The organism is Rhizobium sp. FY34, assembly GCF_005222845.1.
In the GTDB taxonomy this organism is placed as follows: Bacteria; Pseudomonadota; Alphaproteobacteria; order Rhizobiales; family Rhizobiaceae; genus Neorhizobium.
The window spans coordinates 413,928-429,009 of the sequence record NZ_STFZ01000034.1; the positions used below are offsets into that span (position 1 = coordinate 413,928).

A 15,082-nucleotide genomic window follows, 5' to 3' on the forward strand; every position below is an offset into this window, starting at 1 on the left:
GGAATTCCCGGTTCAGGCGGTTACACGCTCGATCGCATCAATCAGTTTTGCGGGATCGAAAGGCTTGACGATCCAGCCGGTCGCTCCGGCCTGTCGTGCGCGGTTCTTCTTTTCCGCATCGCTTTCCGTCGTCAGAACGAGGATCGGAACAGCGCGGTAGCGTTCGTTGCGACGGACGCCTTCGATGAAGCCGAACCCGTCGAGACGCGGCATGTTGATGTCCGTGACGATGACGTCCGGATTGCATTCTTCCAGAACCTCAAGGCCCTCGATGCCGTCTTCGGCCTGGATGGTCTCAAAGCCGGCATTGTTCAAGGTGACCAGAAGCATGTTCCGGATCGTCCTTGAATCGTCGACCGTAAGTACTTTCTTTTTCACTGCCGAATCTCCTTCGCGAGCAGATGTTCTATATCTATGCCAATAAGCTGCATGGTCTTACGGAAGGCATCTGAGACCTTCTCGAAGACAAATTCCTTCTTGTCCTGTTCCCAGGCACTGGCGGCGGCCATCAGCACCTGCACGCATTGCACACCGACGCGCTCCACGCCCGAGGCGTCGATCTTCAGGTCCGTGCCGCGCATGTTGGTCAGCTGGCCGTGCAATACGGAGGCCTCGTTCAGGTCCAGGACCGAAACCAGGGTCAGGCTTTCCGTTTGTGCTTTCCTGCTTGCCATTCCTTCGTTCCTCATCGTTCCATCTGGTTCCGGCCGTTTTCCGTCCGGGCATGTCCAGTTTTCAAGTCTCTGTCGCGCGCGGCGTCAGCGACCCATTGCGGCCAATTGGGCCGGTATGAATGCGGTGCCCTGCATGTCGGCAAGGTCATGGGTCTCGATCTCGTCCGACGGTTCGGCCGCCTTCGGCTTTGCCTGCCAGATGTGGCCGGATGCCTTGGTCTCGCGTTCGATGCGGAACTCGCGCACCGTGCGACCAAGCTCGATAATGACGGTGTGCAGCTCGTCACTGCCCTCGCCGATCTGGCGGGCTCTGGCGGCGCTCTGGGCCATACGCCGGTCGAGCGCCTGGATTTCGCCGGCCGTTCGTGACAGCGACTGCGCCTGCTCGCCGGTATCGCGGGCAATGCCGGTCATGGTTTCGTTGATGGCGGCCACGCGATCAACAATCCCGCCGATCGCATCCTGCGTCAGGTGGACCATTTTCACGCCGGCATCGACCTGTGACTTGGTGCCGGTCACGAGCTGCTTGATTTCGCGGGCGGCCTCGGCGGAGCGCTGGGCAAGCGCCCGCACTTCCTGGGCAACCACGGCAAAGCCACGACCGGAATCGCCGGCGCGGGCAGCCTCAATACCGGCATTCAGCGCCAGAAGATTGGTCTGGAAGGCAATTTCATCGATCACACCGATGATCTGGCCGATCTTTTCGGCGGATTCCTCGATATCCGACATGGCGCTGATCGCCTTGCCGACAACCTCACCGCTGTCTTGAACCGAACGGCGGGCCTCCGCCACGGCCTTTTCGGCGAGCGCCGCTTCGGAAGCGCTGATGGCAACGCGCTCGGAAAGGGCTGCGATTTCGGCGGCACCGGCGGCAACATCACGGCTGTGCTCGTCGATCGACGTCGCCAGCAGGCGACCGTCTTCGGCCAGCCCTGTAACCAGCGCATCGGCGCGGGTCAATTGATCGGCGGCACCCTTCAGAGAAGCCGACATCGCTGACAGCGCCTGGTCCAGCAATTGCGACAATTCACCATAGATCTCAGGATGTGCATCATTCATGCGCACCGTCAGATCCTTGTTGGCAAGGCCTGCGGCAATCGGGCCGAGCAGGCTACAGGCTTCCGCCTGATCCTTGTCATGCTGGGCAATCATGGCGCGCTGGTGCTTGGTGCGCAGCTCGTTGATGCGCAGAGAAACGGCAATTTCCACATCCACCATGACCAGCCGGATGACGGCCTGGATGGCATCATTGACCTCGCGCTCACGCCGACGACCGGCGGGCAGCAGAGATTTGGAGACGATCTGTTCGACAAGACAGCCGACGAGGTTTTCCAGCATCACCGCATGACCGGCAATGTGCCAGCGTGGGTCAAGGCCCATGCGGCCTTCGGCATCGGACAAAACCTTGACGCGTTCGGCATAGAGCGCGTCGAAACGGGCATCCGTCAGGACACTCCAATGGGAGGCCTGCAAATCATGCAGGCGTTCAAGCTGCATATCGCTCTCGAAATGACGCATGGCGTCCGGCGAAGACTGCAGGCGGTGAAAGAAATCGCGAAGGCCATCTTTCAGGCGGGTTTCCAGCATGGGTCGAAACCGTCGCAGCAGCTCGCAAGCCTCCGCGTCGAGACCGGCGAATGCAAGACGATCGCGCAGGCTGCCTGCCTGGGCCTTTCGTGCTTGATCCGATGGCGTTTCGTGAGCCAAGGCCCGTCCCCAATCAAAGCCGGTGTCTATGAAGACCGGCATAAACCCCTCGACACAGCCCCGGAAACCGCTCCCGCAGACTGCTTATGCGTGTGCCTCTGGTCCTATCCGGCGAACCGGTCGGCCAGTTTGGTGGCGCCAGGAGACGCATCTGTGCCTTGCGCGGACATTGCAGCGCCGGTTTTGACACCTGCGACAAGAATCCGTGGCCTGAAATTGTCCTGGAATTTCAGGGAGAGATACCGGATCAAAACCGGTACGGCGGAGCGGCTTCATGCCTGAAAAGGATCGACCGAGGCCGTCCCATTTCGCCGTGTGGGACTATTTGTATGGTTAATTCCTTGCCTGAAGGTTAATAGAGCCCCGGCAATCTTGTTTTATCCAAATCTGATATAACATCATCCCTGCCAATTTAGACGCAAGCTACAGGCAAGTGAAGTACTGGAGAATCAGTTCACCACGAACATGATGTCTTTGGAGAAGAGCAATGATTGTTCTGCACTTGGTGGCCGCCCTGATTGCCATGCTGATTTTCATGAGCATGCTCGTCATCACGAAGGTCGACAGAGACCGCGTCAAGCTGCGCATACGGATCCTTTAGGGCCAGCTTGATAGAGGGTTTGCTCACAAACCGTGTTGTCGTTTTAGCGTCGGCACCGTAGAGGGTGTTCGGCTGCCGCACTTTTGTCCAAGTTGGGGCGAGAGGAATAGCCGCAATGCTATGCCGGTTGATCCGGCGCAGTTTGTACCAAATCTCGCATTAGTTTCCTGTCATCGAGATTTGGTATTAGGCCCTCAGTTCCATCCGCATTAGGCGCACCATGACAAGCCCGGACCATCAGCCCGCGACCACGCCCCATCGCCACCCAGCCCTCCAGTTCCTGTCGCGTTTCAGGGGCTATCTTACCCCTATTGCCATGCTGGTGGTCTTTGCGATGATGGCCTTTGCCGTCTACAAGCTCACCAATGAGGTGCGCTACGAGGAGGTCGTGGCCGCGCTGACCAATACCAGTTGGACGGCGATCGGCCTTGCCATCATGTTTACGGCGCTCAGTTTTGCGTCGCTTGTCTATTATGACCTCAATGCACTCGATTATATTGGTCGCAAGCTGCCGATCGCCCCGGTCATGGTCACGGCCTTCAGCGCCTATGCCATCGGCAATACGGCCGGCTTTGGCGCGCTCAGCGGCGGCGCCATCCGGTTTCGCGCCTATAGCCGGCTCGGCCTGTCGCCGGAAGATATCGGCCGCGTCATTGCCTTCGTCACCTTTGCATTCGGGCTCGGCCTCCTTGCCGTCAGCGCCATTGCCTCGCTGATCGCCGCGCCGCGCCTATCTGCCATCATCGGCATGGACCCGACTGTGCTGCGCATCGGTGCAGTCATCATTCTGCTGATGCTGGCCTCACTTCTCTTTGTCGGGCGCAATGGCCGCACGGTGAAACTGATGCGCATCCGGCTGAAGCTGCCCGATACGCTGACATCGTCGCGCCAGTTCCTCATCACGGCCTTTGATATCGCCGTCTCGGCCTCGGCGCTTTACGTGCTTTTGCCGGAAACGCATATCGGCTGGCTGTCCTTCTTCGCCATCTTTGCTGCGGCCATCGGGCTTGGCGTCATCAGCCATGTGCCGGCCGGCCTTGGCGTGTTCGAAGCCGTTATGATCGGCACGCTCGGCAATACGATCAGCATGGATCAGTTGCTCGGCAGCCTCGTGCTCTACAGACTTGTCTATTACGTGCTGCCGCTCACCATCGCCATCATCCTGGTCGCGGCCTCAGAGGCACGGGTGCTGGCACGCCACAAGGTGGCCGGCGATATCGGCACGGTCGTGGTGCGCCTGTCGCCGCCGCTTCTATCGGCCTTTGCGCTGATGCTGGGCGCCATGCTGATCTTTTCGAGCGTGACGCCGACGCCGGAAACCGATCTCAGCCTGCTTGCCCCCTGGCTGCCGCTGCCGGTGGTGGAGGGCGCGCATTTCCTTTCAAGCCTGCTTGGCCTTGCACTTGTGATTGCCTCGCGGGGTCTGGCGCAGAGGCTGGATGGTGCCTGGTGGGTGGCGCTGGTGGCAGCAATGCTTGCCTTCGTTCTGGCCTTCCTGCGCGCGCTGGCGCTGGGCGAAGCCACCTTCCTTGCGGTTTTCGTGGCTGCCATGCTGCTGAATGCCGGACGCTTCCGCCGGCCGGCCTCACTGTTCGGCCAGGTGCTGAACCTACCCTGGATCATGGCCATCCTGGTGATCATCGCCGGGGCGACCACCGTCCTTCTGTTTGTCTATCGCGATGTGGAATACAGCCATCAGCTCTGGTGGCAGTTCGAATTCTCCGGCGAGGCGCCGCGTGGCCTTCGCGCGCTGCTGGGCGTTTCCATCCTGTCTGCAGCCATTGCCGCCTTCAGCCTGTTGCGCCCGGCCTTTCGCCATCCGGCGCCGCTCTCGCCCGAGGATCTGCAGCAGGCGACTGCCATCGTCATCGGGCAGGACAATGCCGATGCCAATCTGGTGCGCATGGGCGACAAGCGCGTGATGTTTTCCGACAGTGGCCGCAGCTTCATCATGTATGGCATCCAGGGACGGTCCTGGATCGCGCTCGGCGATCCGGTGGGCGACCGCGAGGAAACGGCCGAAATGGTCTGGCGTTTTGTTGAGCGCGCCCGAGGGGCCGGCGGCCGCGCCGTCTTCTACCAGGTATCGCCGGCACTTCTGTCCTTCTGCGCAGATGCAGGCCTGCGCGCTTTCAAGCTTGGCGAGATGGCGCTAGTGGATCTCACAGGCTTCGAACTCGCCGGCAGCCGGCTGGCCGGCCTTCGCCAGGCGCTGAACAAGGGGCGCCGCGAAGGCATGGAATTTGCCATTCTACAGCCGGCGGAAGTCACGCAGGCTCTGGCCGAACTGAAGGCGATTTCCGATGGCTGGCTTGCCCATCACGACACGCGCGAGAAGGGCTTTTCGCTCGGCGCGTTTGAAGAGACCTATGTCGCCTCACAGCCGGTGGCGGTGCTGCGCAAGGCAGGCCGCATCGTTGCCTTTGCAACGCTCTTCCTCACCGATACGCGCGCCGAAGCCAGCGTCGATCTGATGCGATTTGCACCGGATGCGCCACGCGGCGCCATGGACTTCCTGTTTGTCAGCCTGCTTGAGCAGTTGAAGGGCGAAGGCTACCAGGCCTTCAATCTCGGCATGGCACCACTTTCGGGCATGTCGCGGCGCGAAGTAGCACCCGTCTGGGACCGGATCGGCGGCACCCTGTTCGAACACGGGGAAAGATTCTATAACTTCAAGGGGCTCAGGGCCTTCAAGTCGAAGTTTCATCCACAATGGCAGCCGCGCTATATGGCCGTCTCGGGGGGAACCGGCGGCGTGCTGGCGCTGATGGACGTGACGCTGCTGATTGGTGGCGGCGTGAGAGGAGTGGTTGGTAAATGAAGCATCTCATCGGACGTCTGGCCCTTGTGGCTCTGCTGTGTCTGCCGCAGATGGTGGCGGCACAGGCCGTGCCCGCAACCGCGCCGGATGGCCTGGAACTGGGGATGCTGCCCACGCCACACATCTTCAAGCCGGAAGGCGCGATGAAGGCCAACATCTTCCTGTTGTCCGATGATGCCGGCTGGAACTCTGCCAGCGACAAGCAGGCGGCTGACCTTGCGAAACAGGGCGCGCTGGTGATCGGCATCGACCTGCCGTCCTATCGCCAGGCTCTCGGCAAGGCGCCCGACGAGTGCATCTATATGATTTCGGATATCGAGCAGGTGGCCCAGCAGGTGCAGCGCTCGCTCGGCAGCGGCGCCTACAAGTCCCCGGTGATTGCCGGCAGCGGCGCCGGTGCCGCCTTCGTGCTTGGCATGATCGCCCAGAGCCCGCCGGCCACCATTGGCGGGGCGATTGCCGTTGATCCGCAGGCGGCCATTTCGCTGCCCAAGGAATTGTGCACGCCGGCCAGCAAGCAGCCGGATGGCGAAGGCATCATCTATGGTTTCACCGATGGCGCTCTGCCGGCCCCGGTTACCATCTATCTGTCAAAGGCCGCCTCCCCGGCCGGGCGCCAGCAGGCGCAGTCGCTGAAGCAAAGCCATTCTGATGTCGATGTCGAAGAGACCGACGACGACGCCTCGACCACGCTGATGCAGGCGCTGTCCGACACGGTCGATGCCGCCGGCACCGACGATTCACCGCTGGGTCTGCCGCTGACCATTCTGGATGCCAAGCCGAAGCTGGATACGATGGCGATCATCTATTCCGGTGATGGCGGCTGGCGGGATATCGACAGCGATGTAGGTGCCGTCCTACAGGCCGATGGTGTGCCCGTCGTCGGCGTCGATGCACTGCGTTATTTCTGGTCGCGCAAGACACCGGAACAGACGGCGGAAGACTTGAGCCGCATCATCCGCGCCTATCGCAAGCAGTGGAATGTCAGCAATGTGCTGCTGATCGGCTATTCCTTCGGCGCCGATATCCTTCCGTCCACCTTCAACCGCCTGCCGCAGGCCGACCGCGCCAAGGTGACGATGATCAGTCTTCTGGCGCTTTCGCATGTGGCGGATTTCGAAATCTCGGTCTCCGGCTGGCTCGGTGGACAGGGGGATGGCGATGGTGGCGATCCGGCAGTGGATCTGGCAAAAGTCGATCCGAAGCGCATCCAGTGCATCTATGGCACCGAGGATGACGACGATGCCTGCAAGTCGATGATACCGCGCGGCATCGAAGCCCTCGGTATTGAGGGCGGACACCATTTCGATGAGGACTACCAGAAGCTCGCCCAGCATATCCTCTCTGGCCTGAAGGCCCGGCTTGGCAAGTGATGCAGCGCCGCACAGGCGCTGCGCCTTTTGCCGGGCACGGATCAACAATCCGTGAGATTCCGCTTGCAACCGGCGTGAAAATATCCTGTAGCCAGCCTACAGGCACTTAAACGTCGCGCGTGTCTACACTTGCGCCAGGGGATATCTCACCATGGAAATTTTCACGGCTGCCGGCCTGGCAGCGCTGTTTCAAGTTATCGCTATTGATCTCGTTCTGGCTGGCGACAATGCCATCGTCATCGGTCTTGCGGCGGCCGGCCTGCCGGTGCATCAGCGCCAGAAAGCCATTCTTGTCGGCATTATCGCCGCAACCGTTCTGCGCATCGGCTTTGCCACCATCACAGCTTACCTGCTCGGCATTGTTGGACTACAGCTGATCGGCGGCCTGTTGCTGGCCTGGGTGTGCTGGAAAATGTGGAGCGAATTGCGCAGCGCCGATCACAGTGCCGAAAATGCCCTGGGCGAGGCGGACGCAGAAATGACGAAGGTGGACAAGACCTTCCTGCAGGCCGCGATCCAGATCGTCATCGCCGATGTCTCCATGTCGCTCGACAACGTGCTGGCGGTGGCTGGCGCAGCGCAGGAACACACGAGCGTGCTCATCATCGGTCTCGTCGTCTCCATTGCCCTGATGGGCCTGGCTGCCAATTTCGTCGCCCGCCTGCTGCATCGCTACCGCTGGATCGCCTATGTCGGCCTTGCCGTCATCGTCTATGTGACCGCCACGATGGTCTATCACGGGTCCGTCGAAGTCCTGCCCTATATCCAGCAATGGCTCGCCTGAGCCTTCAGGCTCTGCGTAAGCGACTGCGCCGCCGGCCGGCGGCGCGGTTCAACACATGAACCCTCGAGCGTGCGCCGATGACAGCCAGACATGTCCTGATCATTGGTGGAGGACCCGCCGGCCTGATGGCCGCCGACGTGCTGAGCGCCAAAGGCCACCGCGTCACGGTCTGTGAGGCCATGCCAAGCCTTGGCCGTAAATTCCTGCTCGCCGGCAAATCCGGCCTCAACATCACCCATTCGGAAGAGTTTGCGCGGTTTCGCACCCGCTTTGGCGCCGCCAATGCGCGGCTTGCCACAGCGCTGGATGCCTTCACGCCGGACGATCTGCGGGCCTGGGCGGCGGAGCTTGGAACGGAAACCTTTACCGGCTCATCCGGCCGCGTGTTCCCCACCGTCATGAAAGCCTCGCCACTGTTGCGCGCGCTCCTGAAGCGGCTGAGCGACCAGGGCGTCACGCTCTTGGCGCGCCATCGCTGGCTCTCCATTGAAACCACCGGCTACCGCTTTTCGACGCCGGACGGTGAACGGCTCATCGCAGCCGATGCCGTGCTTCTGGCACTCGGTGGCGCCAGCTGGCCGAAACTCGGCTCGGATGCCGCCTGGGTTGCCCCTTTGCGGCAAAGGGGCGTGGAGATCGCCGATTTCCGCCCGGCCAATTGCGGCTTCGATATTGCCTGGAGCGCAGGTTTTGCCGAGCGCTTTGCCGGCCTGCCGGTCAAATCCGTTATCGCCACATCCGATGCCGGTTCGCTGCCCGGCGAATTCGTCATCAGCCGGCATGGCGTGGAGGGAAGCCTCATCTATGCCCATTCCGCCGCCCTTCGCGACCGGCTGGCGGATACCGGCCGGGCAGAGATTACCCTCGATCTCGCCCCCGGCCGCAGCCGCGAGGCGATCTCGGCTGCCCTGTCGCGCCTGCCGTCCAAGGTCAGTCTTTCCAACCGGCTGCGCAAGGCGGCCGGTATCGATGGCGTCAAGGCGGCTCTCCTGCGTGAATGCGCCCCCCGTTCGGAACCGGGCAGGATGGAGCCTGAGAGTTCCGAGCAGCTGGCATCGCGCATAAAAGCACTTGCCGTGCCGCTGCTGCGGCCCCGGCCGATCGAGGAGGCCATCTCCTCTGCTGGCGGCATTAGCTGGGATGCAATCACGCAAGATTATATGCTGAAGTCCCTGCCCGGCACCTTCTGCGCCGGCGAGATGATTGATTGGGAAGCGCCAACCGGCGGCTATCTGCTCACCGCCTGCTTTGCCACAGGGCGGGCGGCTGCCCGCGGCATCAGCACCTGGCTGGATGCGCGCCGCGGGTGAGTGCTAGTCAGCCAGCCTTCCTGTAGCGGCGCGCGACATAAGCAACCTGGCCTTCGGAAAGCCCCTTGTAGAGCATCGAGCCTTTCGAGCCGGAGAACTCGCGCATGAAGCGGCGCATGAACCAGGAGCGCTTGATGCGCGCCTGCTTGCGGCTCTCTGCCGCATCGAGTGCTGCCACCACATGGGCCGAGATATCGCGGCTGTCGATCAGCTCCATGCCGGATGCGGCAAGCTGACGATCCAGGTCGCCAAGCGAGCCACGACCCCGCATGTCGGCAAAGGTGAACCAGCCGCCGGGCGCGGTGACACGTCCCACTTCACGCGCGAAGGCCTCCACATCGCCGTAGCAATGCGAGGATTCGATGTTGACGACGATATCGAAGGCATCGTCGGCAAACGGCAGGTGTTCCGCGTCACCCACCTGAAAGGCAAGCGCTGGCGTGCCGGTGTTCAGCCGCCGGGCAAGCCGCACGGTTGCGGGTGAATAATCAAGGCCGGTCACGGATGCAGGACCATGATAGCGGGCAATATAGCGCGAACCGCCCCCCCGGCCCGAACCTACCTCAAGCACGCGCGCGCCGGCCACGGGAAGGCCGGCTACCGCCTGGTGATAGAGGCCGATAAAGGCTCGTTCCGGCTCGTCTTCCGGCTTCAGCGAAAAGGTATCGCCGCCAGCCACATAGCCATAATTCATGAAGCGCCAGTCCGGATCGCGCCAGGAGCGCGATAGGAGATTGTAAATGCTGCGCCACATCCACTTCTGCGCCTTGGGAAAGGCGCCATTGTCCATCACGGCGAGGACTCTCGAGAAGACGCGGCTGGTCATGCTGTTGAAGGTCTCACACCTGGGCCTGTTTCGTTGGCGAGTATCCGTCCAGTTCCTTTTCCAGCCATTCCCGACCACGACGAACGAGATCAGCATCATCGCTGTTGCGCGGGTTGAACCAGGGCGAATAGTAGTTTGCGATCATCGGCAGGCAGCGACGCCAGTAACCCGGCGCGATCATGGTCAGCCAGAAAAAGCGGAACCAGAAGCGGAAACCGGGTTTCACCCCATCGGTTCGCAGGTAGATCGGGATATTGCGCAGGAAGATGAACAGAAACGACGCGATATTGGCATTCATGGCCGTGATGCGCATGAGGTAGCGCTGCCAGGATGACATGTCCTTTGTGGCTGCCATCAGCACATCATAGGCCACAGCCTTGTGTTCCAGCTCCTCAAGCGCGTGCCAGACCCAAAGACGGCGGTAGGCCGCTGCGGCTTCGTCCAGCACGTCGGGATGGCGCAACGTCTGCGTCGAGAAGGTGGCGGTCAGATGTTCGATAGCGCAGGTTGCCAGCACCCGGTGCAACGGATTCTTGACCATGCCAAGCGATGCACCGACCGGCTTTTCCATGGCCTCGACATCGTAGCCGAGATCCTTCATCGCAAGATTGTATTCCTCATGCTCGCGCGTGTGGAAAGCCTCCTGGACGGCATAGCCGTTGATCTCCGCCGCCAGCGCCCGGTCTTCCAGATGTGGGGTATAGTGCTTGAGCGAGCGAATGAAGAAGCGCTCGCCATCCGGCAGGAAGATCGACAACCCGTCGATGAGCGCTGTCTTGACCACATCATCGCCCAGCCAGTGCCGCTGTCGATTGGCGCGAATGTTGAAGTGAAGGTTGCGGGGAATGATATCCCATTCGTCGGAACTGCGTGGCTCTCCGGCCACCCCCCCGTCATTTGCCTCGATCGTCATCGCTCCAGCCCGCCCGCAAGAAGAAATTGGAAAGTCATTGCTCGCAGAAAGGCTAGACAATCCAGCCTTGCGAAGCAACAGCCGAAACATCCTATGCTTATTTTCAAACTGGAGAAAAATGGTGCCCGGAGGCGGATTTGAACCACCGACACGCGGATTTTCAACTGGATTAACACTGAATAAGCCTTTGTTTTTTATGAAACCAAAACGCTTCGCGCTAGATGCGCGCTAATTCTGACGAACCGGCGGCGCCGAGACGACTTGCATCCACAGCTCCAAAACACTTCCAGTTGCATTGTTTGGCTTGCTTATCCGCTCCTGAACTTCTTTAAGAGCTGCAGGGAAGATTTAACAGGGGAAGTGTCATGGCTAGCCGGAATGAGGTATTAGCGCTTTTGCAGGATGCTACTGGGGGCAACGCGCGCGATTTCGTCGATGGGCAGTGGGAGGCAATTGATACGGTAGTGAACCGGCGAGGCCGAGTGTTGCTTGTGCAACGAACGGGATGGGGGAAAAGTATGGTCTATTTCCTCTCCACTCGCGTGCTCCGAGACCAGGGTTCCGGCCCGACCTTGATCGTGTCGCCACTGCTGTCACTCATGCGAAACCAAATAGAGGCCGCGAGAAATCTGGGTCTTGTTGCTGAGACCATAAACACGGACAATCAACAGGATTGGGATGATATTGTCGATCGTGTTCGGCAAAGCGAAGTTGACGTGCTCATTGTATCACCCGAGCGCTTGGCCAACGAAGGTTTTTTGAACAATTGCTTGATACCTGTGGCAGCGAACATCGCGCTTCTAGTAGTCGATGAGGCTCATTGTATTTCTGATTGGGGTCATGATTTCAGACCAGATTATCAGCGCATACAGCGAATCATACGTCAGATGCCGGGAAATGTGGCCGTGCTAGCCACGACAGCCACAGCTAATGATCGCGTGGTCGAGGATGTTACGCGACAGCTAGGACCTGCTACCGAGCTTCAGCGCGGACCATTGGCGCGGATTAGCCTCAGTTTACAGACGACTCCTATGCCTAACCGGGCTAAACGGTTGGCATGGCTGGCTGAAGCCCTACCGAATTTGCCAGGTAGCGGAATAATCTACACCTTAACTGTGCGAGACAGTGAGAGAGTGGCACAATGGCTGCAAGCAAATGGTATTGATGCGCGCGCCTATCACGGGCAACTTGAAAATGCGGAAGACGATGGACACGCGGCTCACCGAGAAGCGCTCGAAGGCATGCTTCTGCGTAATGAAGTTAAGGCACTTGTTGCGACAAACGCCCTAGGCATGGGGTTTGATAAACCTGACCTCAGCTTTGTGATTCACTTTCAAGCGCCGCAGTCAATCGTGCACTACTATCAGCAGGTTGGGCGCGCAGGCCGGGGTATTGACGACGCCGTTGGCGTGCTACTGGGCGGTGAGGAGGATGATGAGATCAATTCCTTCTTCATCAACAGTTCATTTCCGCCTGTGAGGCAGGTAGAGGCTGTGCTCTTGGCCTTAGAAAACGCGGAAGAAGGGCTGTCTGTTACCAGCTTGATGCACGCGGTGAACTTGCGAAAGAGCCAAATCGAGAAAGTTCTAAAGTTGCTGTCTGTCGCTGACGCATCCCCTGTGATCAAGAATGGCAGCCGTTGGTACCGGACTGCTAACCCGTACCAAATCAATCGAGAGCAGATCCGAAGGTTGATGCGTCAGCGTGTGGCTGAGGCTGAAGCAGTCCAAGAATATCTTGAGACTGATGAATGCCAGATGCAATTTCTTGCTCACTCGCTGGACGATAGAGATGCGATGCCATGTGGCCGATGCGAAAACTGTCTTGGCCGGCCCATAGTAGACGTTCGGCCAGCGCGAAGCGCAGTTTTAGACGCAGCAGCATTCATCAAGCGTAGCGAAGTCGTTCTTAAACCGAGAAAGCGATGGGAAACTGACGCATTCCCGTCTTACGGATTCCGAGGCAATATTGCCCAACCTCTCCAAATGAAAGAAGGAAGGGCGTTAGCAATCTGGAGGGATGCGGGTTGGGGCCCGATGATTGAAGAGGGGAAAGAAAACGGTAGGTTTTCCGATGAACTTGTGGACGCATGCGTTACAATGATCAACGATCGATGGGGTCCAGATCCGTTTCCGACATGGGTTACCTGTGTCCCATCTCTCCGGTCCACCGAACTGGTGCCCGATTTCAGTCGCCGTGTAGCGAATGCCTTGGGCTTACCGTTCGTCGAAGCAGTTGAAAAAGTGGCCGAAACGGAACGGCAAAGGAAAATGATGAACGGCTGGCAACAAGCCCATAACTTGGATGGTGTCTTCTCAGTAGATGAGGATGTAGTATCGACCGGTCCAGTGTTATTGATCGATGACGTAGCAGATTCGCGGTGGTCGTTGACAGTTATCGGCGCTCTCCTCCGAAACTCCGGAAGCGGTCCTGTTTTTCCGCTTGTACTCGCTTTGGCTTCAGGAGGCTAATTTTGGAAGCGTTGGCACCTGACACTCAGGCGACCATACTCCTAACGTGCAAGTTAGGTACGGCCGACGGAAAGCCACTAAGCCTGGCTGAGTATAACAAGGTCGCTCGGCAGCTAATGGATCGCAAGCTGCGACCTAGTGACTTGCTTCGTGAACAGGTTCAAGGCTTCGCCGTTAGCGATGAACGCCTGCGTCTGCTATTGAATAGGGGCGCAGCGCTTGCGTTGACGGTCGAGCGCTGGTCGCAAGCTGGAATACATGTAGTCAGTAGAAGCGATGATAGCTACCCTCTGGCCTTGCGTAGGAAACTACGGTCCCGCGCTTCCCCCCTCATTTTTTACTCGGGCGACATCAATATCCTCGAAAACAGCGCGCTTTGCGTAGTCGGCTCGCGCGACGCTACTGAGGCGAGTTTAGAGTTCGCGGGAAACCTAGGTCGACTGTGCGCAAAACAGCGTTTTGTAGTCGTTTCGGGCGACGCGCGCGGCATTGATCGCGAAGCGATGCAGGCTGCGATGGATGACGGTGGACGTGCGGTCGGAGTGTTGGCTGAGGCGATGCTTCAGGCTGTATTATCCCGCCGCAACCGCGCGGCTATTATCAGCCGAAAACTTCTATTGCTTACTCCATTCGAGCCAGAGTCACGATTTTCTGTTGCTCGGGCGATGGAACGAAACAAGTATCTCTATGCATTGGCAGATGCCGCCGTGGTAGTCGACAGTGATGTAAAAGGTGGAACGTGGTCAGGAGCCATCGAAAACCAGAAGTATGGATGGACACCGGCATTTGTACGCGTCGGAGCTGATACTGGAGCAGGCAATCGTCAGCTCGCCGCACAGGGGCTAGTGGGACTTTCGGATAAGATTGACCAGTTTCCTCCGCTAGACGTACTTATCAAAAATCTCCCAGAACCGTTGGAAAGAGAAGCAGAGTTCCAGTTCGACAAACCCTCAAAGAGCTTAATGGACGGAGAAGCGCTGCGTGATTTCTTTTCGGCCTTACTTCTGAAAATGTTGGGCCGGGATGTTAAAACTACGGAAGATATCGCGTCTCATTTCCGGCTAGAAAAGCAACAGGCCGACCGCTGGCTAAAAGAACTCTGCGAGGCGCGAATGATTGAGTACATCGATGATGCGGGCCGCCCTCAGTGGAGAGTTGCAGAGCAAGATAGGTCCATCGCATGATTACGACCAGCGTCGTTTAGAATCTGGCTCCGACTAGCGATTGAGTTGCAAGTTCGTCTGAAAGATCTCAATCCAGGAAACACCTACAATCTACGCGTCTACAACATTCCTAATCTCCGCCAGCAAAAGTGGCGAGAGGCCTAGTGTTTCCAGCGGTCGATTGCGAAGCCAGGCATGTGTTTCGGCGTGGAATATTGACCCCATTAGCGGGGTGATCGGCGTCCAATTTTGACCCCCTTCGGATTTATCTGACCATCCGTTTTTTGACGGCGGATGGAGAGGGAGTTGAAGCGAGTGGATACGATTGCGCGCGTCCGGCGGGCCTTTCATGGTAAGCGGTGTGGCCAAAGCACATTGACTATGACGGTATTTCCTACCCGCGTTATCTTGCCTTCGCTGCAAGGCGGAAGGGAACGCC

At 59.2% G+C, this 15,082-nt stretch carries 11 protein-coding genes; 6 read left to right on the forward strand and 5 right to left on the reverse strand.

What is annotated here, in order from left to right:
* Positions 1–12: 12 nt before the first annotated feature.
* From cheY1 to E8M77_RS21010, 3 genes are all read right to left on the reverse strand, one after another.
* Positions 13–378: a chemotaxis response regulator CheY1 gene (gene cheY1, locus E8M77_RS21000; RefSeq protein ID WP_137132559.1), complete on the reverse strand. Its 366-nt coding sequence runs from the start codon at positions 376–378 to the stop codon at positions 13–15.
* Positions 375–674, reverse strand: coding sequence for an STAS domain-containing protein (locus tag E8M77_RS21005; protein ID WP_137132560.1), 300 nt, complete (start codon positions 672–674; stop codon positions 375–377). Before E8M77_RS21005 ends, cheY1 begins: the two co-directional genes overlap by 4 nt.
* Positions 675–758: 84 nt before the next feature.
* The gene (locus tag E8M77_RS21010; protein ID WP_137132561.1) at positions 759–2,423 is read right to left on the reverse strand and encodes a globin-coupled sensor protein; all 1,665 of its coding nucleotides are present in this window, start codon (positions 2,421–2,423) and stop codon (positions 759–761) included.
* Positions 2,424–3,202: 779 nt separating this feature from the next.
* On the opposite strand from E8M77_RS21010, the gene mprF reads away from it, so the two are divergent.
* From mprF to E8M77_RS21030, 4 genes are all read left to right on the forward strand, one after another.
* Positions 3,203–5,803, forward strand: a complete 2,601-nt coding sequence (mprF, locus tag E8M77_RS21015; RefSeq protein ID WP_137132562.1) for a bifunctional lysylphosphatidylglycerol flippase/synthetase MprF — start codon at positions 3,203–3,205, stop codon at positions 5,801–5,803.
* Positions 5,800–7,176 carry an AcvB/VirJ family lysyl-phosphatidylglycerol hydrolase gene (locus E8M77_RS21020; protein ID WP_137132563.1) on the forward strand — a complete coding sequence of 459 codons (1,377 nt, stop codon included), beginning with the start codon at positions 5,800–5,802 and terminating at the stop codon, positions 7,174–7,176. The genes mprF and E8M77_RS21020 overlap by 4 nt, the downstream gene beginning before the upstream one ends.
* A 151-nt stretch (positions 7,177–7,327) precedes the next feature.
* Entirely contained in the window at positions 7,328–7,960 is a 633-nt protein-coding gene (locus tag E8M77_RS21025; RefSeq protein WP_137132564.1) for a TerC family protein, read from the forward strand.
* Between the two features lie 77 nt (positions 7,961–8,037).
* On the forward strand, positions 8,038–9,270 hold the full coding sequence (locus E8M77_RS21030; RefSeq protein WP_137132565.1) for a TIGR03862 family flavoprotein: 1,233 nt from the start codon (positions 8,038–8,040) through the stop codon (positions 9,268–9,270).
* A 7-nt stretch (positions 9,271–9,277) separates the two neighbouring features.
* On the opposite strand, the gene E8M77_RS21035 is transcribed toward E8M77_RS21030, so the two are convergent.
* Complete coding sequence (locus tag E8M77_RS21035; protein WP_170975950.1) at positions 9,278–10,096, reverse strand: methyltransferase domain-containing protein; 819 nt, start codon at positions 10,094–10,096, stop codon at positions 9,278–9,280.
* A 13-nt stretch (positions 10,097–10,109) separates the two neighbouring features.
* On the reverse strand, positions 10,110–11,009 hold the full coding sequence (locus tag E8M77_RS21040; RefSeq protein WP_170975951.1) for a metal-dependent hydrolase: 900 nt from the start codon (positions 11,007–11,009) through the stop codon (positions 10,110–10,112).
* A 365-nt stretch (positions 11,010–11,374) separates the two neighbouring features.
* Between E8M77_RS21040 and E8M77_RS21045 the strand changes: the two genes are divergently transcribed.
* Together E8M77_RS21045 and E8M77_RS21050 are read left to right on the forward strand one after the other, a co-directional pair.
* Positions 11,375–13,480, forward strand: a complete 2,106-nt coding sequence (locus tag E8M77_RS21045) for a RecQ family ATP-dependent DNA helicase (RefSeq protein ID WP_137132568.1) — start codon at positions 11,375–11,377, stop codon at positions 13,478–13,480.
* Positions 13,481–13,596: 116 nt separating this feature from the next.
* The gene (locus tag E8M77_RS21050; protein WP_137132569.1) at positions 13,597–14,664 is read left to right on the forward strand and encodes a DNA-processing protein DprA; all 1,068 of its coding nucleotides are present in this window, start codon (positions 13,597–13,599) and stop codon (positions 14,662–14,664) included.
* Positions 14,665–15,082: the final 418 nt, after the last annotated feature.